29 protein-coding genes are annotated in these 20,655 nt (G+C 45.8%); 22 read left to right on the top strand and 7 right to left on the bottom strand.

What is annotated here, in order from left to right:
- Positions 1 to 97: 97 nt before the first annotated feature.
- The 17 genes from rplN to rplQ all read left to right on the top strand — a co-directional run bounded on the left by rplN (position 98) and on the right by rplQ (position 8,653).
- Entirely contained in the window at positions 98 to 469 is a 372-nt protein-coding gene (gene rplN, locus QTO06_RS07090) for a 50S ribosomal protein L14 (protein WP_004410450.1), read from the top strand.
- Between the two features lie 13 nt (positions 470 to 482).
- Positions 483 to 800 carry a 50S ribosomal protein L24 gene (gene rplX, locus QTO06_RS07085; protein ID WP_005435084.1) on the top strand — a complete coding sequence of 106 codons (318 nt, stop codon included), beginning with the start codon at positions 483 to 485 and terminating at the stop codon, positions 798 to 800.
- A 23-nt stretch (positions 801 to 823) separates the two neighbouring features.
- On the top strand, positions 824 to 1,363 hold the full coding sequence (rplE, locus tag QTO06_RS07080; protein ID WP_004745887.1) for a 50S ribosomal protein L5: 540 nt from the start codon (positions 824 to 826) through the stop codon (positions 1,361 to 1,363).
- Between the two features lie 17 nt (positions 1,364 to 1,380).
- A complete protein-coding gene (gene rpsN, locus QTO06_RS07075) occupies positions 1,381 to 1,686 on the top strand; it encodes a 30S ribosomal protein S14 (protein ID WP_004410442.1) in 306 nt (101 codons plus the stop codon).
- A 29-nt stretch (positions 1,687 to 1,715) separates the two neighbouring features.
- Positions 1,716 to 2,108: a 30S ribosomal protein S8 gene (rpsH, locus tag QTO06_RS07070; protein ID WP_009707834.1), complete on the top strand. Its 393-nt coding sequence runs from the start codon at positions 1,716 to 1,718 to the stop codon at positions 2,106 to 2,108.
- 12 nt (positions 2,109 to 2,120) lie between these two features.
- The gene (gene rplF / locus QTO06_RS07065) at positions 2,121 to 2,654 is read left to right on the top strand and encodes a 50S ribosomal protein L6 (protein WP_005435087.1); all 534 of its coding nucleotides are present in this window, start codon (positions 2,121 to 2,123) and stop codon (positions 2,652 to 2,654) included.
- 9 nt (positions 2,655 to 2,663) lie between these two features.
- Entirely contained in the window at positions 2,664 to 3,017 is a 354-nt protein-coding gene (gene rplR, locus QTO06_RS07060) for a 50S ribosomal protein L18 (protein ID WP_005435088.1), read from the top strand.
- A gap of 14 nt (positions 3,018 to 3,031) precedes the next feature.
- Entirely contained in the window at positions 3,032 to 3,535 is a 504-nt protein-coding gene (rpsE, locus tag QTO06_RS07055; RefSeq protein ID WP_005435090.1) for a 30S ribosomal protein S5, read from the top strand.
- 7 nt (positions 3,536 to 3,542) lie between these two features.
- The gene (rpmD, locus tag QTO06_RS07050) at positions 3,543 to 3,719 is read left to right on the top strand and encodes a 50S ribosomal protein L30 (protein WP_000201159.1); all 177 of its coding nucleotides are present in this window, start codon (positions 3,543 to 3,545) and stop codon (positions 3,717 to 3,719) included.
- Positions 3,720 to 3,725: 6 nt separating this feature from the next.
- Positions 3,726 to 4,160 carry a 50S ribosomal protein L15 gene (gene rplO / locus QTO06_RS07045; protein WP_005435092.1) on the top strand — a complete coding sequence of 145 codons (435 nt, stop codon included), beginning with the start codon at positions 3,726 to 3,728 and terminating at the stop codon, positions 4,158 to 4,160.
- 20 nt (positions 4,161 to 4,180) lie between these two features.
- Positions 4,181 to 5,515, top strand: a complete 1,335-nt coding sequence (gene secY / locus QTO06_RS07040) for a preprotein translocase subunit SecY (RefSeq protein WP_005435093.1) — start codon at positions 4,181 to 4,183, stop codon at positions 5,513 to 5,515.
- Positions 5,516 to 5,553: 38 nt separating this feature from the next.
- Positions 5,554 to 5,667, top strand: coding sequence for a 50S ribosomal protein L36 (gene rpmJ, locus QTO06_RS07035; RefSeq protein WP_000868186.1), 114 nt, complete (start codon positions 5,554 to 5,556; stop codon positions 5,665 to 5,667).
- A gap of 149 nt (positions 5,668 to 5,816) precedes the next feature.
- Positions 5,817 to 6,173, top strand: coding sequence for a 30S ribosomal protein S13 (gene rpsM / locus QTO06_RS07030; RefSeq protein ID WP_005435100.1), 357 nt, complete (start codon positions 5,817 to 5,819; stop codon positions 6,171 to 6,173).
- 18 nt (positions 6,174 to 6,191) lie between these two features.
- Positions 6,192 to 6,581: a 30S ribosomal protein S11 gene (gene rpsK, locus QTO06_RS07025; RefSeq protein WP_001118870.1), complete on the top strand. Its 390-nt coding sequence runs from the start codon at positions 6,192 to 6,194 to the stop codon at positions 6,579 to 6,581.
- A gap of 27 nt (positions 6,582 to 6,608) precedes the next feature.
- Positions 6,609 to 7,229 carry a 30S ribosomal protein S4 gene (gene rpsD / locus QTO06_RS07020; RefSeq protein WP_005383146.1) on the top strand — a complete coding sequence of 207 codons (621 nt, stop codon included), beginning with the start codon at positions 6,609 to 6,611 and terminating at the stop codon, positions 7,227 to 7,229.
- A gap of 24 nt (positions 7,230 to 7,253) precedes the next feature.
- Positions 7,254 to 8,246, top strand: a complete 993-nt coding sequence (locus QTO06_RS07015; RefSeq protein WP_005383143.1) for a DNA-directed RNA polymerase subunit alpha — start codon at positions 7,254 to 7,256, stop codon at positions 8,244 to 8,246.
- A gap of 26 nt (positions 8,247 to 8,272) precedes the next feature.
- Positions 8,273 to 8,653 (top strand): 50S ribosomal protein L17, encoded by a 381-nt coding sequence (gene rplQ, locus QTO06_RS07010; protein ID WP_005383141.1) that lies wholly within the window; start codon positions 8,273 to 8,275, stop codon positions 8,651 to 8,653.
- Between the two features lie 157 nt (positions 8,654 to 8,810).
- Here rplQ and QTO06_RS07005 read toward each other — a convergent pair whose 3' ends face one another.
- Positions 8,811 to 9,290 carry a DUF2780 domain-containing protein gene (locus tag QTO06_RS07005; protein ID WP_331407290.1) on the bottom strand — a complete coding sequence of 160 codons (480 nt, stop codon included), beginning with the start codon at positions 9,288 to 9,290 and terminating at the stop codon, positions 8,811 to 8,813.
- A 151-nt stretch (positions 9,291 to 9,441) separates the two neighbouring features.
- Positions 9,442 to 10,062 carry an FKBP-type peptidyl-prolyl cis-trans isomerase gene (locus tag QTO06_RS07000; protein ID WP_005437303.1) on the bottom strand — a complete coding sequence of 207 codons (621 nt, stop codon included), beginning with the start codon at positions 10,060 to 10,062 and terminating at the stop codon, positions 9,442 to 9,444.
- A 231-nt stretch (positions 10,063 to 10,293) separates the two neighbouring features.
- Here QTO06_RS07000 and QTO06_RS06995 point away from each other — a divergent pair, with 231 nt between their 5' ends.
- Entirely contained in the window at positions 10,294 to 10,890 is a 597-nt protein-coding gene (locus QTO06_RS06995) for a LysM-like peptidoglycan-binding domain-containing protein (RefSeq protein WP_033005517.1), read from the top strand.
- A 62-nt stretch (positions 10,891 to 10,952) separates the two neighbouring features.
- On the opposite strand, the gene QTO06_RS06990 is transcribed toward QTO06_RS06995, so the two are convergent.
- Both QTO06_RS06990 and QTO06_RS06985 read right to left on the bottom strand, forming a co-directional pair.
- Entirely contained in the window at positions 10,953 to 11,813 is an 861-nt protein-coding gene (locus QTO06_RS06990; protein ID WP_331407289.1) for a DMT family transporter, read from the bottom strand.
- Positions 11,814 to 12,266: a GNAT family N-acetyltransferase gene (locus QTO06_RS06985; RefSeq protein WP_039841369.1), complete on the bottom strand. Its 453-nt coding sequence runs from the start codon at positions 12,264 to 12,266 to the stop codon at positions 11,814 to 11,816. It lies immediately after the preceding gene.
- A 146-nt stretch (positions 12,267 to 12,412) separates the two neighbouring features.
- Here QTO06_RS06985 and dbpA point away from each other — a divergent pair, with 146 nt between their 5' ends.
- The gene (gene dbpA / locus QTO06_RS06980) at positions 12,413 to 13,792 is read left to right on the top strand and encodes an ATP-dependent RNA helicase DbpA (protein ID WP_039984677.1); all 1,380 of its coding nucleotides are present in this window, start codon (positions 12,413 to 12,415) and stop codon (positions 13,790 to 13,792) included.
- A 60-nt stretch (positions 13,793 to 13,852) separates the two neighbouring features.
- Here dbpA and QTO06_RS06975 read toward each other — a convergent pair whose 3' ends face one another.
- The 3 genes from QTO06_RS06975 to cpdB form a co-directional block, all read right to left on the bottom strand.
- Complete coding sequence (locus tag QTO06_RS06975) at positions 13,853 to 14,200, bottom strand: hypothetical protein (protein WP_331407288.1); 348 nt, start codon at positions 14,198 to 14,200, stop codon at positions 13,853 to 13,855.
- Between the two features lie 205 nt (positions 14,201 to 14,405).
- Complete coding sequence (locus QTO06_RS06970) at positions 14,406 to 14,981, bottom strand: Crp/Fnr family transcriptional regulator (protein WP_331407287.1); 576 nt, start codon at positions 14,979 to 14,981, stop codon at positions 14,406 to 14,408.
- Positions 14,982 to 15,078: 97 nt separating this feature from the next.
- Entirely contained in the window at positions 15,079 to 17,040 is a 1,962-nt protein-coding gene (cpdB, locus tag QTO06_RS06965; RefSeq protein ID WP_331407286.1) for a 2',3'-cyclic-nucleotide 2'-phosphodiesterase, read from the bottom strand.
- A 275-nt stretch (positions 17,041 to 17,315) separates the two neighbouring features.
- On the opposite strand from cpdB, the gene cobA reads away from it, so the two are divergent.
- The 3 genes from cobA to cysN are packed head-to-tail and all read left to right on the top strand — an operon-like array spanning position 17,316 to position 20,607.
- Positions 17,316 to 18,191, top strand: a complete 876-nt coding sequence (gene cobA, locus QTO06_RS06960) for a uroporphyrinogen-III C-methyltransferase (RefSeq protein ID WP_228904109.1) — start codon at positions 17,316 to 17,318, stop codon at positions 18,189 to 18,191.
- Positions 18,192 to 18,249: 58 nt separating this feature from the next.
- Positions 18,250 to 19,158, top strand: a complete 909-nt coding sequence (cysD, locus tag QTO06_RS06955; RefSeq protein ID WP_078607900.1) for a sulfate adenylyltransferase subunit CysD — start codon at positions 18,250 to 18,252, stop codon at positions 19,156 to 19,158.
- Between the two features lie 18 nt (positions 19,159 to 19,176).
- Positions 19,177 to 20,607 carry a sulfate adenylyltransferase subunit CysN gene (gene cysN, locus QTO06_RS06950; protein ID WP_005528550.1) on the top strand — a complete coding sequence of 477 codons (1,431 nt, stop codon included), beginning with the start codon at positions 19,177 to 19,179 and terminating at the stop codon, positions 20,605 to 20,607.
- Positions 20,608 to 20,655: the final 48 nt, after the last annotated feature.

The following is a 20,655-nucleotide window of genomic DNA, read 5'->3' as shown; positions in this document are numbered from 1 at the left end:
CCAATCTGAAAAAAGGGTGGTACAATTCGCGTCCCTTTTAAAGAGGCAGCCCGACCCGAGAGGGTCTAGTTTTTTTATTATTTAGCGGAGCACTAACATGATCCAAATGCAAAGTATGCTGGACGCAGCTGATAACTCAGGCGCACGCAGCGTAATGTGTATTAAGGTTCTGGGTGGCTCTCACCGCCGTTATGCACATATCGGTGACGTTATCAAAGTTACTGTTAAGGAAGCAATTCCTCGCGGTAAAGTTAAAAAAGGTGACGTTCTGAAGGCGGTGGTAGTGCGCACCCGTAAAGGCGTACGTCGTCCTGACGGTTCTGTCATTCGCTTCGACCGAAATGCTTGTGTATTGTTGAACGACAACACTGAGCAACCAATCGGTACACGTATCTTTGGTCCTGTGACACGCGAACTTCGTGGCGATAAGTTCATGAAGATCGTTTCACTGGCTCCAGAAGTTCTGTAAGGAGCACGTAGAAATGGCAGCTAAAATCCGTCGTAATGACGAAGTAATCGTTCTTGCTGGTAAAGACAAAGGCAAGAAAGGTAAAGTAACTAAGGTCCTAGCAACTGGTAAAGTTATCGTTGAAGGTATCAACCTTGTTAAGAAACACCAGAAACCTGTTCCTGCACTAGGTATCCAAGGCGGTATCGTAGAGCAAGAAGCAGCTATCGATGTTTCTAACGTGGCGATCTTTAACGCAGCTACTGGTAAAGCTGACCGTATCGGTTTCCGTTTTGAAGATGGTAAGAAAGTTCGTTTCTTTAAGTCTAACAACGAAATCGTTTCTAACTAATAGAAGTAATTTGGAGTTCTACTATGGCGAAACTGCATGATTACTACAAGTCGTCTGTAGTCGCTGAACTGACCAAACAGTTTAGCTACACAAGCGTCATGCAAGTCCCTAGAATCGAGAAAATCACCCTAAACATGGGTGTTGGTGAAGCAATCAACGATAAGAAACTGCTAGAAAACGCAGCTGCTGATATGGCAACGATCTCTGGTCAAAAGCCACTTATCACTAAAGCTCGTAAATCTGTTGCAGGTTTCAAAATCCGTGAAGGCTACCCTATCGGTTGTAAAGTAACCTTGCGTGGCGAACGTATGTGGGATTTTCTTGAGCGTTTGATTAACATCGCTCTTCCACGAGTACGTGACTTCCGTGGTGTTAGCGCTAAGTCTTTTGACGGTCGCGGTAACTACAGCATGGGCGTTCGCGAGCAAATCATCTTCCCGGAAATCGACTTTGATAAAGTTGATCGAGTACGCGGTCTAGACATCACTATTACGACGTCTGCTGGTACTGATGAGGAAGGCCGTGCTCTGCTGGCTGCCTTTAACTTCCCATTCCGTAAGTAAGGTGAAGGGTTACTGTTATGGCTAAAAATTCAATGAAAGCACGTGAAGCAAAGCGTGCGAAGCTAGTAGCTAAGTTCGCTGAAAAGCGTGCAGCGCTAAAAGCTATCATCAGCGATGTAAACGCATCTGAAGAAGATCGTTGGAATGCGGTTCTTACACTGCAATCTCTTCCACGTGATTCAAGTGCATCACGTCAGCGCAACCGTTGTAACCAAACTGGTCGTCCACACGGTTACCTACGTAAGTTCGGTCTAAGCCGTATTAAGGTTCGTGAAGCTTGCATGAAAGGCGAGATTCCGGGTCTTCGTAAGGCTAGCTGGTAATTGCCACTTAATCATTTGGAGTAAATCATATGAGCATGCAAGATCCGATTTCGGATATGCTGACCCGTGTTCGTAACGGTCAGGCAGCAAACAAAGTTGCTGTTAAAATGCCTTCTTCAAAGCTTAAAGTTGCAATTGCTGCACTACTAAAAGCTGAAGGTTACATCGTTGACTTCGCTGTTGAAGGCGAAGCAAAACCTGAGCTAGAAGTTACACTTAAGTACTTCCAAGCTAAACCAGTAATCGAGCAACTTAAACGTGTTTCTCGTCCAGGTCTACGCGTTTACAAGAAGAAAGATGATCTTCCTTCTGTAATGGGTGGTCTTGGTATTGCTATCGTTTCTACTTCCAAGGGTCTTATGTCAGACCGCGCTGCACGTAAAGCAGGTCTTGGTGGTGAAATCATCTGCTACGTAGCTTAATAGGAGTAGAATATGTCTCGTGTTGCTAAAGCACCTGTCGCTATTCCAGCTGGCGTAGAGGTGAAACTAAACGGCCAAGAAATCACTGTAAAAGGTGCTAAGGGCGAACTATCACGCGTTCTTAACAGCGCTGTGGTTATCGCTCAGGAAGAAAACAACCTAACCTTCGGTCCTAAAGAAGGTGCTGCTAACGCATGGGCACAAGCTGGTACAGCTCGCGCTCTAGTTAACAACATGGTTGTTGGTGTTACTGAAGGCTTTACTAAGAAGCTAACTCTTAAAGGTGTTGGTTACCGTGCTGCTATTAAAGGCAACGCTGTAGGTCTAACACTAGGCTTCTCTCACCCAGTTGAGCACGAGTTGCCAGCGGGTATTAAAGCTGAATGTCCAAGCCAAACTGAAATCATCATTACTGGTTGTGATAAGCAACTAGTTGGTCAAGTTGCGGCTGACATTCGTTCTTACCGTCAACCTGAGCCTTACAAAGGTAAAGGTGTTCGTTACGCAGATGAAAATGTGCGTACTAAAGAAGCTAAGAAGAAGTAAGGTAACACTATGGATAAGAAAGCATCTCGCATCCGTCGTGCTACACGTGCACGTCGTAAGATTGCAGAACTGGGTGCGACTCGCCTAGTTGTACACCGTACTCCTCGTCACGTGTACGCACAGGTTATCGCGGCTAATGGCTCTGAGGTTATCGCAGCAGCTTCTACTGTAGAAAAAGCGATCCGTGAGCAAGTGAAATACACTGGTAACGTTGATGCAGCTAAAGCAGTAGGTAAAGCTGTTGCTGAGCGCGCTCTTGAAAAAGGCGTAACTGCAGTTGCATTTGATCGTTCTGGTTTCCAATACCACGGTCGAGTAGCGGCGCTAGCAGAATCTGCTCGCGAAGCTGGTCTGAAATTCTAAGGTAGGGTTGGAAGATGGCTAAAGAACAACAAGTTCAAGCGAATGATTTGCAAGAAAAGCTAATCGCAGTTAACCGTGTTTCTAAAACGGTTAAAGGCGGTCGAATCATGAGCTTCACTGCACTAACAGTAGTTGGTGACGGTAACGGTCGTGTAGGTTTCGGTTACGGCAAAGCTCGTGAAGTACCTGCAGCGATTCAAAAAGCAATGGAAAAAGCGCGTCGTAACATGACTACTATCGCGCTAAACGAAGGCACTCTTCACCACCCAGTGAAAGGTCGCCATTCGGGCTCTAAAGTTTACATGCAGCCTGCTGCAGAAGGTACTGGTGTTATCGCAGGTGGTGCGATGCGTGCAGTACTAGAAGTTGCTGGCGTACACAACGTACTATCTAAAGCATACGGTTCTACGAACCCTATCAACATCGTTCGTGCAACGATCGATGCACTAGGTAGCATGAAGTCGCCAGAAATGGTTGCTGCTAAACGTGGTCTAACTGTTGAAGCTATTTCGGAGTAAGAACACCATGGCAACTATTAAAGTAACTCAAACTAAAAGCTCAATTGGCCGCCTACCAAAGCACAAAGCTACTTTGCGTGGTCTAGGTCTTCGTAAAATCAACCACACAGTAGAACTTGAAGATACTCCGTGCGTACGCGGTATGATCAACAAGGTTTACTACATGGTTAAAGTTGAGGAGTAATCAGAAATGCGTTTGAATACTCTTGCACCGGCTGCTGGCTCTAAGCATGCTCCTAAGCGTGTAGGTCGTGGTATCGGTTCTGGCCTAGGTAAAACTGGTGGCCGTGGTCACAAAGGTCAAAAATCACGTTCTGGCGGTAAAGTTCGTCCAGGTTTCGAAGGCGGTCAGATGCCTCTGAAACAACGTCTACCAAAATTCGGTTTCACTTCTCGTAAGAGCCTAGTGTCTGCTGAAGTTCGTCTAGGTGAACTAGCGAAAGTTTCTGGTGACGTGGTTGATCTAAACAGCCTTAAAGCTGCTAACATCATCACTAAGAACATCGAATTCGTAAAAGTTGTTCTATCTGGTGAAATCGATAAAGCAGTGACTGTTAAAGGTCTACGTGTGACTAAAGGCGCTAAAGCTGCAATCGAAGCTGCAGGCGGTAAAATCGAGGAATAATCTCGAGGAACGAGGTACAGATGGCTAAGAAACCAGGACAAGATTTTCGTAGTGCTCAGAGCGGCTTAAGTGAACTAAAGTCGCGCTTGTTATTCGTAATTGGTGCACTTTTAGTATTCCGAGCCGGCTCATTTGTGCCGATTCCTGGTATTGACGCTGCTGTACTTGCCGATTTGTTCGAACAGCAAAAAGGTACCATCGTTGAAATGTTTAACATGTTCTCCGGTGGTGCTCTTGAGCGTGCATCTATATTAGCATTGGGCATCATGCCGTATATTTCGGCATCTATTGTTGTCCAATTGCTAACTGTAGTTCATCCAGCGTTAGCGGAACTCAAGAAAGAGGGTGAAGCAGGCCGTCGTAAGATCAGCCAATATACACGCTACGGCACGCTTGTACTTGCAACATTCCAAGCTATTGGTATTGCAACTGGCTTACCAAACATGGTCGACAATCTGGTTGTAATGAACCAAACCATGTTTACGCTAATTGCTACCGTAAGTTTAGTAACCGGTACCATGTTCCTAATGTGGTTAGGTGAACAAATTACAGAGCGAGGAATCGGTAATGGTATTTCCATTCTGATTTTTGCAGGTATTGTTGCTGGATTGCCTTCTGCAATCGGTCAAACAATCGAGCAAGCGCGTCAAGGTGAATTGCATGTACTTCTTCTACTGTTAATCGCGGTATTAGCTTTCGCAGTAATTTACTTCGTTGTTTTCATGGAACGTGGTCAACGCCGAATCGTCGTTAACTACGCTAAGCGTCAACAAGGTCGTAAAGTATTTGCTGCACAAAGCTCGCATCTGCCACTTAAAATTAATATGGCAGGTGTTATTCCAGCGATTTTTGCATCAAGTATTATCCTGTTCCCAGGAACACTGGCTCAGTGGTTTGGTCAGAACGGTGAGAGCAGCGCGTTCGGTTGGTTAACTGACGTGTCTTTGGCTCTTAGCCCAGGTCAGCCTCTGTATGTAATGCTTTATGCAGCAGCGATTATCTTCTTCTGTTTCTTTTACACGGCGTTGGTTTTCAACCCGCGTGAAACAGCGGATAACTTGAAGAAGTCCGGTGCATTCGTACCCGGTATCCGCCCAGGTGAGCAGACAGCGAAGTACATCGATAAAGTAATGACACGTTTAACCCTAGCGGGCGCACTGTACATTACCTTTATCTGTCTGATTCCCGAGTTCATGATGGTCGCGTGGAACGTACGTTTCTACTTCGGCGGTACATCACTACTTATCGTAGTTGTTGTTATCATGGACTTTATGGCACAGGTACAGACTCATCTGATGTCTCAACAGTATGATTCTGTGTTGAAGAAAGCGAATCTGAAAGGCTACGGTCGTTAATACGGCGGTAGACTCAGTTTCAATTACGGAGTTTAGCAATGAAAGTTCGTGCTTCCGTTAAAAAAATCTGCCGTAACTGTAAAGTAATCAAGCGTAACGGTGTCGTTCGCGTGATTTGCAGTGAGCCAAAGCACAAACAGCGCCAAGGCTAATTAGCAGAAATTTTTACTTGAAAACGAAGGTTAGGTCGAGTATATTCCTCGGCCTACCTTTTGCGTGCAAAAGAAGTAGTACTCCGCAGCGTATCCATAACGGGCTTTGCTGCGGCTAATTCTTTTATAGAAACACTTAGGAGTGAATAATGGCCCGTATAGCAGGCATTAACATTCCTGATCAAAAACATGCTGTGATTGCACTAACGTCAATCTACGGCATCGGTAAAACTCGCTCTCAAGCTATCCTAGCTGAAGTGGGTATTGCTGAAGATGTTAAGATCAGTGAACTAACTGAAGAGCAGATCGATCAACTGCGTGATGGTGTAGCTAAGTACACTGTAGAAGGTGATCTACGTCGTGAAGTATCTATGAACATCAAGCGTCTTATGGACCTTGGTTGTTACCGTGGTCTTCGTCATCGTCGCAGTCTACCACTACGTGGACAGCGTACTAAAACCAATGCTCGCACCCGTAAGGGTCCGCGTAAGCCGATCAAGAAATAATCGGGAAGGTAGAGTACAATGGCTAAACAACCAACTCGCGCTCGTAAGCGCGTACGCAAGCAAGTTGCAGATGGCGTTGCGCACATCCATGCTTCTTTCAATAACACAATCGTAACCATTACTGACCGTCAAGGTAATGCTCTAGCTTGGGCTACTGCAGGTGGTTCTGGTTTCCGTGGTTCTCGTAAGTCTACTCCGTTCGCTGCACAGGTTGCTGCTGAGCGTTGTGCTGAAATGGCTAAAGAATACGGTCTAAAGAACTTGGAAGTTATGGTTAAGGGTCCAGGTCCAGGTCGTGAATCTACTGTTCGCGCACTGAACGCTGCTGGTTTCCGCATCACAAACATCGTTGATGCTACACCAATCCCTCATAACGGTTGTCGTCCACCTAAGAAACGTCGCGTATAACGTTTTTTAGATTACTGGAGAAAGATCATGGCAAGATATTTGGGTCCTAAGCTGAAGCTTAGCCGTCGTGAAGGCACTGACTTATTCCTTAAGTCTGGTGTTCGCGCGATCGATACCAAGTGTAAAATTGATAACGCACCAGGTGTACACGGCGCTCGTCGCGGTCGTCTATCTGAGTATGGCGTTCAGCTTCGTGAGAAGCAAAAAGTTCGTCGTATGTACGGCGTTCTAGAAAAACAATTCCGTAACTACTACAAAGAAGCTGCACGTCTTAAAGGCAACACAGGTGAGAACCTGCTTCAGCTTCTTGAAGGTCGTCTTGATAACGTAGTTTACCGCATGGGCTTTGGCGCAACTCGCGCAGAAGCACGTCAGCTAGTTAGCCACAAAGCTATCCTAGTTAACGGTAAAGTTGTAAACGTTCCTTCTTTCAAAGTAGCGGCTAATGACGTTGTTTCTATCCGCGAGAAAGCTAAACAGCAAGCTCGTATCAAAGCAGCTCTAGAAGTTGCTGAACAACGTGAAAAACCAACTTGGATTGAAGTAGATGGTGGCAAGATGGAAGGTACATTCAAGCGTATGCCTGAGCGTTCTGATCTATCAGCTGACATCAACGAACAATTGATCGTCGAGCTTTACTCTAAGTAAGGTTTAAACTAAAGAGAGGACACAATGCAGGGTTCTGTAACAGAATTTCTTAAGCCACGTCTAGTTGACATCGAACAAATCAGCTCGACTCACGCAAAAGTAACTCTTGAGCCATTAGAGCGTGGCTTTGGTCATACTCTGGGTAATGCACTTCGCCGCATCCTTCTATCTTCTATGCCAGGTTGTGCTGTAACAGAAGTAGAAATTGAAGGCGTACTTCATGAGTACAGCACGAAAGAAGGCGTTCAAGAAGATATTCTTGAAATTCTTCTAAACCTTAAAGGTTTGGCTGTGCGCGTTGCCGAAGGCAAAGATGAAGTGTTCATTACTTTGAACAAATCAGGCTCGGGCCCTGTGGTTGCAGGTGACATCACCCATGATGGTGATGTAGAGATCGCTAACCCTGAACACGTAATTTGTCACCTAACGGATGACAACGCTGAGATCGCAATGCGTATCAAAGTTGAACGTGGTCGTGGTTATGTTCCAGCTTCTGCGCGTATCCATAACGAAGAAGACGAGCGTCCAATCGGTCGCCTACTAGTAGATGCTACTTACAGCCCTGTAGACAAAATTGCCTACGCTGTAGAAGCAGCTCGTGTAGAACAGCGCACTGATCTAGACAAGCTTGTTATCGATATGGAAACAAACGGTACTCTAGAACCTGAGGAAGCAATCCGTCGTGCAGCTACTATCCTAGCTGAGCAATTGGATGCGTTCGTAGATCTTCGTGATGTACGTGTACCTGAGGAGAAGGAAGAGAAGCCAGAATTCGATCCGATCCTACTGCGTCCTGTAGACGATCTTGAACTAACAGTTCGCTCTGCTAACTGTCTGAAAGCAGAAGCGATTCACTACATCGGTGATCTAGTACAACGTACTGAGGTTGAGCTACTTAAAACGCCTAACCTTGGTAAAAAATCTCTTACTGAGATTAAAGACGTACTTGCGTCACGTGGTCTGTCTCTGGGCATGCGCCTAGAAAACTGGCCACCTGCATCAATCGCTGAAGATTAATCGATACTAGTTAGAAGGATTAGGTCATGCGCCATCGTAAGAGTGGTCGTCAACTCAACCGCAACAGCTCACATCGTAAAGCGATGTTCAGCAACATGGCTAGCTCTCTAGTACGTCATGAAGTTATCAAGACTACTTTGCCAAAAGCAAAAGAGCTACGTCGCGTAGTTGAGCCTTTGATTACACTAGCTAAGACTGACAGTGTTGCTAACCGTCGTCTAGCATTTGCACGTACTCGTGATAACGAAGTAGTTGCAAAACTGTTTAACGAACTAGGTCCACGTTTTGCTGCTCGTCAGGGCGGTTACACTCGTATCCTAAAAGCTGGCTTCCGTGCTGGTGATAAAGCTCCAATGGCTTACATTGAGCTTGTAGATCGCCCAGCTGCTGAAGAAGCTGCTGAGTAATCTCAGTTCGTAAGAACAAAAAAAGCCGAGCATTAGCTCGGCTTTTTTGTTTCTGTCGTATTTGAAAGAGAAAACACATTCAGCTTTCCGTCTCCCCTCTCAAAGCTAATCTTCGATAATCGAATGTTGAGCCTTAATTTATGTTTCGGCGAGACGTCTAGCTGCCTGAGCCCCACAACCCGCTTAGCGAATTCAGTAAACCTTCACTTGCGCCTTGGTCACCTAGATAGCCAAGTATCACTGGCGCAAACTGACTGATCATCGATGGGTCTAGTCCTAATTTATCAAAAGTACTTTGTACTGCACTTAAACTTTCAATATTACCTAATAAGCTTTGCGCGCCATCTAGACTCGACATACCTGGAATTAGGGATTTCAGCTTGCTGCTGTTTTGGTCTGATAACTGACTTTGTGCAAGTGCTAACAAGGCGCCTGTACCACCTGCAGCCTGCTCGGTTGACACGGGCAATTGGCTAGTGAGTAAATCGGTGAGCGGAGATGATTCCGCATTCATGCCTTGGCTGACCATGTCCATTAAACCTTCTTGGCTTTCCTTATCGGTTACCGCATCAAGAAAAGCGTGGGCTGTACCAATGCTCATTGAAAGCAGCGTTAAGGTGAGGAGTGTTTTACGCATAATACCTCCGTGTGGCTTGCGATTATTATTGTTTATTCACTACTTAAGATAACAGAGACTTAAAGGTTGTTGAGCTTAAGTCTGTTTATTTTAGACAAAAAAAGCGGCGCTAGTGAGCGCCGCTTCGAATTTGTATTGAGGAGAGTCTCAATTACAGGATGTCTAGTAGTTCTACTTCGAATACTAGAGCTGCAAATGGAGGGATAGCAGCACCTGCGCCACGCTCACCGTATGCTAGATCTTGTGGGATGTATAGTTTCCACTTAGAACCAACAGGCATTAGTTGAAGAGCTTCAACCCAACCTTTGATTACGCCAGTTACTGGGAACTCAGCAGGTTGACCGCGAGATACAGAGCTGTCGAATACAGTGCCGTCAGTTAGTTCACCATGGTAGTGAACACGTACTTGAGATGCAGCAGTTGGGATTTCACCAGTGCCTTCAGTGATGATTTCGTACTGAAGACCAGACTCAAGAACGTTTACTTCTGGACGTAGAGCGTTGTCTTTTAGGAACGCTTCGCCGTCAGCCGCTGCAGCTTTAGCTGCTTCTTGACGAACTGCTTCTGCACGAGTGTGTAGCTCTTGCAGTGCGTTGTTGATTTCGTCGATTTCGATAGAAGGCATGTCACCAGTTAGTGCCGTTGCAATACCAGCAGCGATAGCGTCAACGCTAAGACCTTCTAGACCAGAACCAGCAAGTTGCTGACCCATTTGCAGACCAATACCGTAGCTTGCTTTTTGTTCTGCAGTTTCAAATTTAATTTCAGACATGAATGTCGCTCTTATTAGGAGTGATAAAGGCACAGGATATCAGGTTCGAGGCTAGGTTTAAATGATTGCGCTCGAATGTCTCTATGAGGAGTAGAGGGTGTGACTTATCTCTTACTCCAAGTGAAATTTCTGCTAATTTACGCCAAATTACATTTTACTTTAGTGAAAAACATATACTCTCCGCGCTGGTATTTTTATACTGACATCAGAAGTATTAAGGGACTCATCAGAATGAATCGTCGCAGAAAGAAAAAGCAGCAAGTCGACCATGTCGAATTGATGAAACAAAAGTTCGCTGCTATCGATTGGAAGCAGCCATTCAATAAAGAGAAGTGGCAGGAAAGATTACAGCCTGTGACTCAGTTTTGGCATCGTCTTCCAAAACTACATCAACGTGCACTGATGGTATTGGTGCCAGTGGTGTTGGTGCTTTTGATCATCCCAGTACCAAAAGATACAGAAGTACTGCTTGAAGACACCCAAGTAGAGAATCAACGCGTTGCGATTCAGTTGAACGCGCAAAGCTTAAGTGAGCAGCGCTCTGCACAAAACTCAGAGCCTAAGTCTGAGCAGTGGAAAGAATACACGGTGAAGAATGGCGATACCTTGGCTCAAGTATTCCGCAGTAACCAACTGCCGATGGCAGACTTAAACGCCCTAGTTAAAATTGAAGGCAGCGATAAACCTTTGAGTCGAATCAAGCAAGGTCAATTGGTGCGCTTTAAGCTTGCTGACGATGGTAAATTAGATATGCTTCAGCTAGAGAAAAGTGGCGAGTCGGTGATGTTCTTCCGTCTATCTGATGGGACATTCGGACGTAATAAATAGCGTTCATTAATAAGCATTCTAAAGGCGCGATGATTCGCGCCTTTTTTATGGCTGTTGATCTGTTAACGTCTAATTTGTTTTCTAGCGAGTGTTTTTCTTTTATTCCATGGTAAGAGCGGTAATACGATCATTATTATCCCTATAGCAGTCAGCCAATCTGGAATTTCATCAAACCACCATATCCCAAAGAGCGTGACAAACACTAAGCCTGAGTATTCAGCTAAGGCTATCTCTCCCGCCGGCGCTTTTTGATAAGCCAATACTGCCAAACCGTTATAACTTAAGATGCAAACCGCACTCGCAACAACCAATGCCAGTTCTTGCCACGTTATAGGTTGCCAGTAAAACCCAGCCAGTACTGCAGAGATTGGTAACGAGAACAGCGTAGTCCACCAAAGTGTGGTAACGACAGATTGTTCGCTCGGTAGTTTTCTTACCAATATATTGAACATCGCCAGTGTGCTCGCCGTGCCGAGTGCAAATAGTGCTGCCCAATGAAAGTGATCCGGCCGTAATACCACTAAGACACCAAGGAACCCGAAGCAAGTTAGTAGAATTTTGCTCAGAGGTGGGTGCTCGTTAAGAAACAATATCGATAGTGGCAGCATTAGAATAGGGGCTGCGTAAAAAACCGCGTTGGCAGTTGCCAGAGGGAGGTGAGTCACTGCAACCATCATACATCCGCTACCTATTAATATTAGGTGCGCTCGCAACAAGGTAATAAGTGCTTGCTTTAGGCTACGTTTATTTGGTTTTTGTTTGAGGTAAAAAGGTAAGATGAGCAGCAGTGAAGCCAGTTGGCGAACAAACATATATTGGAACGGGCTAATACCACCTTCAATCAGTTTAACGGCGACATCGGAGAGTGATGCCGCCAAATTTCCGATCACCAGTAAGAATAGTGCTAGGTGGTAAGGCGACATTTAGCTTACTCGGCGCATATCGACATGAGGGATGCCATCTTCAAGGTAGCTTTCAGAAATCACTTCAAAGCCATGGCTTGCATAGAAAGCCATCAGGTGTTCTTGTGCTCCGATATCGATCGTTTGGCCTGTCCAAAACTGTTGGCAATGTTGTAAAGCTTGCTCAAGCAGTTCATGTCCAAGACCACCACCGCGAGCGCTTTGTTTGGTGACCACACGGCCGATGCTCACATTGTCGTAAGTGGTTCCAGCAGGTAATAATCGAGCGCAGGCAACCAGCTCATCGCCTTGATAGCCCAATAGGTGATACACGCCTTCTAACGTATCTTTGCCGTCTAGCTCTGGATATGGACAGGTTTGTTCCACCACAAATACATCAACGCGCAGGCGCAGCATCTCGTAGAGTTGTGTTGTTGTCAGTTGAGAGAAAGGTAGGGCAGTCCAGTTGATCATTTCCAATATCCATTAATAAGCGAATGCAGCTGACTTTACGTCGTTTTCTGCTATTACTCATTAACAATGGTTAATTTTCACTGGTCTTCGTGACAAATCTGGCGATAATGTGCCCTCTTTTTCATCCCACCTGAGGATATTTCCCTGTGAGCAAACAAACTTTTGACCAAGTAGGGCTTACTCCAGCGCTACTAGAGACGCTTGAATCATTGAACTACACCCATATGACGCCAATTCAAGCGTTGAGCTTACCTGCGATTTTGAATCAGCGTGATGTGATTGGTCAGGGTAAAACCGGCTCAGGTAAAACAGCGGCGTTTGGTCTTGGCGTACTATCCAACCTAAACGTAAAACGCTTCCGTGTACAATCTTTAGTGCTTTGTCCGACGCGTGAACTGGCTGATCAGGTGGCAAAAGAAATTCGTACTTTGGGCCGTAGTATTCACAACATCAAAGTGCTTACGCTCTGTGGTGGTATGCCAATGGGACCGCAAATTGGTTCACTAGAACATGGCGCTCATATTCTTGTTGGTACGCCAGGTCGTATCCTTGATCACCTAGAGAAAGGTCGCATTAACCTAGAAGAGCTAAACACGCTAGTTCTGGATGAAGCGGATCGTATGCTAGATATGGGCTTCCAAGATGCACTCGATGCGATCATTGAAGCCGCGCCCAAACAGCGTCAAACTTTACTATTCAGTGCAACGTTCCCTGAGAAAATCGAACAGATTGCTCAACGTATTATGCAATCGCCAGAGATGATCAAAGTAGAATCCACTCACGATACGTCGAGCATTGCGCAGTACTTTTACAACGTAGAAGGTTCAGAAGCACGAGATGAAGCTCTGGCAAACCTACTACTGACTCACCAGCCAGAGTCGGCAGTGGTGTTCTGTAACACGAAGAAAGAAGTACAGAATGTAGCAGATGAACTACATCACAAAGGATTCAGTGTTATCGATCTTCATGGGGATCTAGAACAACGCGAACGTGACCAAGCCTTGGTTCAGTTTGCTAACAAGAGTGTTTCGATCCTTGTTGCAACAGATGTGGCGGCACGCGGTTTGGACGTTGACAATCTAGATGCGGTATTTAACTTCGAATTGTCTCGTGACCCAGAAGTACACGTTCACCGTATTGGTCGTACTGGTCGTGCTGGCAGCAAAGGCTTAGCATTCAGCTTCTTTGGTGAAAAAGACGGCCTGCGTGTGGCTCGTATCGAAGAGTATCTAGACATGGACGTGGTTCCAGCAACATTGCCCGCGAAATCAACTCAGCAGCCATATCAAGCTAAGATGGTGACGATTAACATCGATGGCGGCAAGAAGCAGAAAGTGCGCGCAGGCGACATTCTAGGTTGCTTAACGGGTAAAAATGGCATCACAGGAGCACAAGTGGGTAAGATTCACCTGTTCCCAATGCGTGCTTATGTTGCGGTAGAAAAGTCAGTGGCGAAGAAAGCGCTACAAACTATCAGTAACGGCAAGATGAAAGGTCGTCAATTCCGTGCCCGTTTGCTGAAGTAAAACCAGCAATACAGTAAAAAACGGCTAACGATTTAGCCGTTTTTTTGTTTTTGTACACCGCTATAGCTTTAAGCCTTCCATAACAGTTGCAGGTAGCTGTTGTTTGAAGTCGTCGATCAGTGCGACTTTATCTTCTGATAGTTCGAGCAGTTCGCCACGAAGGTGGAACATGCAGGCGCTAAATTTCTCATTAAAGTTTGGCAGCATTGAGGTCACGCCTGACGAAGCCGCTTGAAGTGCAACGAGCGTCGGCTCAATCACTTGGCTCTGGTAGGTCTCATCTTCCATGATAACTGCCGGAGAGTAGCCTTGGATTTCTTCCATTACGGGTTCTACGTGTGTCGTTATGAGTGTTGCTGCTTTATTGTTTGCGGCATCACCGGCGGCGGCTTTCAGTTTTCCAAACATAATCTTTTCCCTTAACTCATGATGAAACACTCGCCCGCCATGTGAGGCGAGTGATATGAAATTTGGCTATGCAGGGTGTAGTATATCCTTATGCATATCCAGATGGGATTTGAGATTTTTGCTTATACTTCAAACAAATAGCGTTAGTTAATAATAAGAGTGTGACTACTGAAAGTGATTGTTTTTTGTCAATATTATTTTAGTTCTACTTTTCATGATGCTGCTTCAACCGGGTTTTTATTCGACTTAAACTGATCGCGGTAATCCCCAAGTAAGCGGCAATCTGGCTATCGGTAATACGCTGTTCTAAGTCTGGATAATGCTGACAAAACAGTTGGTAGCGCTCTTCTGGTGAGTAGAGCAACATAAAGCGTTCTTTGTTTTCTTTATGCATCAATTGCGCTTCGAGCAGCTTTAAGTAGATAGGATGCTTTTCTTCACGCCATTGGTGTAGCACTTCAATCGGCAAGCAAAACAGATGACAAGGTGTCAGCGTTTCTAATAAGTACGGCGAGGGCTGATTCTTAATAAGCCCTTCAAAGCCAATCACCCAATCCTTTTCCCAGTAGAACTCTTTACTGAATTCCTTCCCTTTATCGGTCAGATAACTGGCATGGCATAAACCTTCTAACACAAAGTAGATGTGCGAGCTGGATTCACCTTGATGATTGAGAATATGGCGTGTCGGCAACTCTAGCTGTTGCCCATGTTCAATTAGCTGATTCGCTTCACCTTCGAGGAAGTCATGGTTGATTAAGTCAGAAAAAAGATCGCTGTGCATGTGATAACTCAGAAATGGTTTTTCTCATTCTAACGGTTTTTACTGACAACAAAAAAGCGGCTCATGAGAGCCGCTTGAATTCATTGCAAAACTTGCCTTACTTATTCAGGTCAATTTGGTAAATCGCGAAACCAACTTCGTCAGTTGCGACACGTTTCATCGGGTATTGCCCTTTCTCTTTGATGAACTGCGCAGCTTTATCACTTGGTGAGGTTTCAAAACGAACATCAAGTTTGTTATCCGATTTGATTGGTGCGAATGACCAGTTGTTATCCGCGCTTGGTGTTACTTCACCTTGCTCTTTACTGATGCGAGAGATGTAAGCGGCCACTACAGAGCGGTTCTCATCTGGAGAATCAAATGCGATGAAGTCCGGACCAGTACCCGGGAAGGTTGCACTGTAAGCACGGTAGTTGTTGGTTGCGATGATGAAGTCTTGTTTCGGATCAACCGGTTTACCGTTGTAAGTCAGGTTCACGATACGCTGTGAGTCTGGGTTGATCACTTTACAATCCGCATCGTACTTCGGCGGTTGAGTAACATCGATTTGGTAGTTCACACCATCTATCACGTCGAAGTTGTAAGTGCGGAAGCTATCCCAGTTGATCAAAGACTGAGGTTTGGTGCTGTTAACATCAATATGATTGAACTGACCTGCACTGCACTCTAGCCATTCATGAACTTCTTTGCCTTTAACCTTCATTGCTACCAGCGTGTTCGGGTATAGGTAAAGATCCGCGGCATTACGGAAAGTCAGCTGTCCGGACTCTACTTCGGTGAAACCATTTGGATCGTCTTTACGTCCGCCCACTTTAAATGGTGCGGCTGCGCTTAGTACTGGAATGTCTGCAAGATCTGGGTCGCCTTGGATAAAGCGTTCCACGTAATCCTTCTGAGCAAGGTTTACGATTTGAATCGTTGGATCATCTTGTACAAGCGCTAGGAAGCTGTACATCACGTCATTCGCTTTACCGATTGGCTGGTTGACGAATTCACGTGTGCCTTTATGGTCATCAACAAGTGCATCCACGATGCCTTTATCGGCTTCTGCCAAAGATTTCTTGTTAGCTTTATCGAAGATAGGGCGCGCTTCAGATTGACCTTCAACCACTTGCCACTTGCCGTTTTTTTCTTTCAGCATTAAGTCCATTACACCAACGTGGCTACCCCAACGACCCGGCATCACTGCGGTTACACCATTAATTGTGCCTTTGGCGTTGTCGACACCTTGCAGCTTGGCAAAGTCTTTACCCGGGAATACGGCGTGAGAGTGACCAAAGGCAATCGCATCAATGCCTTCAACTTCTGTGAGGTAGTAAACTGAGTTTTCAGCGCCTAGCTTGTATGGGTCAGTGGAAATGCCCGAGTGTGGAATCGCCACAATCACGTCTGCGCCTTCTTTTTTCATCTGAGGAACCAGCTTCTTCGCTGTCTCAGTGATGTCTTCAGCGAAGACTTTACCTTCTAGATTCTTCTTATCCCATACCATGATTTGTGGCGGGACGAAGCCGATGTAACCCACTTTGATTTCGTGGCTTTGACCATCAGTGTCTTTGAACGTGTGCGTTTTAATTAGATAAGGTTTGAAGTAGTGCTCGCCTGTCTTCTTGTCGAAAACATTAGCACTAACATAAGGGAAGTTCGCACCGTCGATAGAGTTTTTCAGGAACTCAAGACCGTAGTTGAATTCGTGGTTACCAATATTACCCACATCGTAATCCAACTGGTTCATCGCTTTGTATACCGGGTGGATTTCGCCAGCGTTAATCCCTTTAGCTGCCATGTAATCGCCCATCGGGCTGCCTTGAATCAAGTCGCCATTGTCGACCAAAACACTGTTCACTGCTTCTTCACGAGCTTGCTTAACCAGTGTCGCCGCACGGCTAAGACCGATTTGCTGAGAAGGCTGATCTTTGTAGTAGTCGTAGTCCATCACATTGGTGTGAATGTCGGTGGTTTCGATAATACGTAGCTTGATGGTGTCCGCCATCGCTGGGCCAGCAAGCGTCAACATACCGCTTAAAACTGCGACGGATACGGGATTAACTGCCATTTTCATGAGGTGCTCCAATTAAATGGGATAGAGGGGTCGTACAGCGTAATGTAACAAATATTAGTGCAAGCTCAGGCTAAGATGCAGAAAACTGTGAACATTAGGCAATTAAATGCGGAGGAAAGTGTCAAAGTGATGACTTTTTCACCATTTTGAATGAGACCTAACAAAAGCTTCTTAGCAGTTTTTTGAATAAAAAATGAAATTTTAGAATTTCCGGTAATATAAACCCACCGCCATAATGCCATCCATAACGATATCAATGGATGATGAGCAAGCACATGGCAGTTAACGATTCAGTAACGAATTTCCCAATCAACAAGCCTCGGCTGGTTTCGGATAACCAAGCTGCCGATCTTCCGCGTTTCAGTAAGCAATCTCTTCAGCCAGGCGAAGTTGCCCTTGTTGGTGCCGGCCCGGGTGACCCTGAGCTATTAACGCTGAAAGCACTCAACTGCCTGCAACAAGCTGACGTCGTGCTTTATGACTACCTGGTGTCTGATGAGATTATGTCATTAATTCCAAGCGAAACCATTTTGGTGTGCGTGGGTAAACGTGCTGGGCACCACAGTGTGCCGCAAGAAAAGACCAACCAACTGCTGGTGGACTTTGCTAAGCAAGGCTACAAAGTGGTGCGCATCAAAGGTGGCGATCCATTTGTGTTTGGCCGCGGTGGTGAAGAACTGGAAGTTTTGGCTGATGCTGGTGTGCGTTTTCAAGTGGTTCCAGGCATTACTGCCGCTGCGGGAGCGACCGCTTATGCCGGTATTCCGCTGACGCATCGTGATTACGCGCAGTCAGCACTGTTTGTCACGGGTCACCTGAAAGAAGAAAGTGACGACATGGATTGGTCGACATTAGCGCGCGGGAATCAAACTTTAGTGATCTACATGGGGCTGATGAAATCACACTATATTCAGAATCAGCTCATCAAACATGGTAGGGCAGCCTCAACCCCTATCGCCATCATCGAGCGCGGTACGCAAATCCAGCAAAAAGTTTTCACCGGAGAACTTTCTCAACTATCTGAATTATCTAAAGAAGCTCAAGCTCCGTCTTTGATTGTTGTCGGCGAAGTTGTGCGTCTGTCTCAAAAGTTGGACTGGTTTTTGTCTAGTACTGAATTCAACAAAAGTGCTATTGCCAGCTCCATATAATTTCAGACCAAAGATTAGGGACTAATGAGCCTTCAAGCTTAAAAAGGAAAGACAAAACATGGACCAACAACGTTTAACTCACCTTAAACAACTCGAAGCGGAGAGTATTCATATCATCCGCGAAGTTGCGGCTGAGTTCGATAACCCAGTCATGATGTATTCGATTGGTAAAGATTCATCAGTCATGTTGCATCTTGCGCGCAAAGCCTTCTACCCAGGCAAAATTCCATTCCCACTACTGCACGTAGATACGGATTGGAAATTCCGTGAGATGATCGAGTTTCGTGATCGTACCGCTGAGAAATACGGCTTTGAGCTTTTGGTTCATAAGAACCCAGAAGGTCTAGCAATGGGTTGTAGCCCATTTGTACACGGCTCTTCAAAGCATACTGACATCATGAAGACTCAAGGTTTGAAGCAGGCTCTGAACAAGTACGGTTTTGATGCGGCATTCGGTGGTGCACGTCGTGATGAAGAGAAGTCACGTGCAAAAGAGCGCGTGTATTCATTCCGTGATAAGAACCATACCTGGGATCCGAAAAACCAACGTCCAGAGCTTTGGAAAACATACAACGGTCAAGTAAACAAAGGGGAGAGCATTCGTGTGTTCCCACTTTCAAACTGGACTGAGCTGGATATCTGGCAATACATCTACCTAGAAAACATCGAGATCGTGCCTCTGTACCTTGCAGACAAGCGACCTGTTGTTGAGCGTGATGGCATGCTGATCATGGTAGACGATGACCGCATGAAGCTAGAGCCAGGTGAAATGATTGAAGAGAAGAGTGTTCGTTTCCGTACTTTGGGTTGTTACCCGCTGACTGGCGCGATTGAGTCTGAAGCAAACACGCTAACAGGCATCATCGAAGAAATGCTGGTGGCAACCTCAAGTGAGCGCCAAGGTCGTGCGATCGACCACGATCAGTCAGGATCGATGGAGCTTAAGAAACGTCAAGGTTACTTCTAAAGGATCTAAGGAAAGATAATGAACAGTGCAGTTGAAGCTCAATTGGCCGAGCTTGGTATTGAAGGCTATTTAAAACAACACCAGTACAAGTCGTTACTTAGATTCCTGACTTGTGGCTCGGTAGATGACGGTAAAAGTACCCTAATCGGTCGCTTACTCCATGACTCAAAACAAATTTATGAAGATCAGCTAGCTGCAGTTCACTCGGATAGCCAACGCGTAGGCACCACGGGTGAAAAGCCAGATTTGGCATTGCTGGTAGATGGTCTACAAGCAGAACGCGAGCAAGGCATCACTATTGATGTGGCTTACCGTTACTTCTCGACGCAGAAACGTAAGTTCATCATTGCTGACACGCCAGGACATGAGCAGTACACACGTAACATGGCAACAGGTGCATCGACCTGTGATTTGGCTGTGATTTTGGTTGATGCACGTAAAGGTGTATTAGACCAAACGCGTCGTCACTCATTCATTTCTAACCTACTGGGTTTGAAACACTTCGTTGTTGCTATCAACAAAATGGACTTGGTGGATTACTCACAAGAACGTTTTGAAGAGATCCGCGATGAGTACCTGCAGTTCTCAGAAAACCTAGCGGGTGAGACGGATATCCAAATCATTCCGTTGTCAGCGCTAGAAGGCGACAACGTAGTAGAGAAAGGACAGAACTTAAGCTGGTTTGAAGGTCCATCTTTGCTTGAGCTACTTGAGACTGTGGATGTTGACCACGAGAAAGGCGAAGGCGACTTCCGTTTCCCTGTTCAGTATGTAAACCGTCCTAACCTTGATTTCCGTGGGTTTGCGGGCACGATTTCATCAGGCTCAGTGAAAGTCGGTGATGCGATCAAGGCGCTGCCATCAGGCAAAACCTCAACCGTTGCACGCATCGTGACCTTTGATGGCGATGTACAGGAAGCACAAGCAGGTCTGGCTGTTACGCTGACTCTGAATGACGAAATTGATATCAGTCGTGGTGATTTGCTGGTGCTGGAAAATGCACAAGTGGAATCAACCAACCACTTGTTGGCTGACGTAGTGTGGATGACAGAGCAACCGCTGCAACCGGGTCGTGATTACGACATTAAGATTGCTGGTAAGAAGACGGTTGGTCACGTTGAAGCGATTCGTCACCAGTACGACATCAACAATCTTTCGACTCACGGTGCAGCTGAATTGCCACTCAACGGCATCGGTTTGTGTGAGTGGTCGCTGAACGAATCTGTCGCATTGGATAACTACCAAGATTGTGCCGATACCGGCGGCTTCATCATCATCGATCGTCTAACCAATGTAACAGTAGGTGCCGGCATGGTGAAAGAAAGTTTGGCTGCTGTTGAGCGTGGTCTTGCGGATGTTTCAGCGTTCGAACTTGAACTCAATGCTTTGGTTCGTAAGCACTTCCCGCATTGGGAAGCTAAAGACCTGAGCCAGTTATTGAAGAAGTAATTGGTTCACCTAGCCTGACTGGATTGCGAAACCCGTCAGGCTGATTTC

This window comes from Vibrio sp. M260121 (genome assembly GCF_036533715.1).
Classification (GTDB): Bacteria; Pseudomonadota; Gammaproteobacteria; order Enterobacterales; family Vibrionaceae; genus Vibrio.
This window is presented reverse-complemented; position numbering and strand designations above follow the sequence as displayed.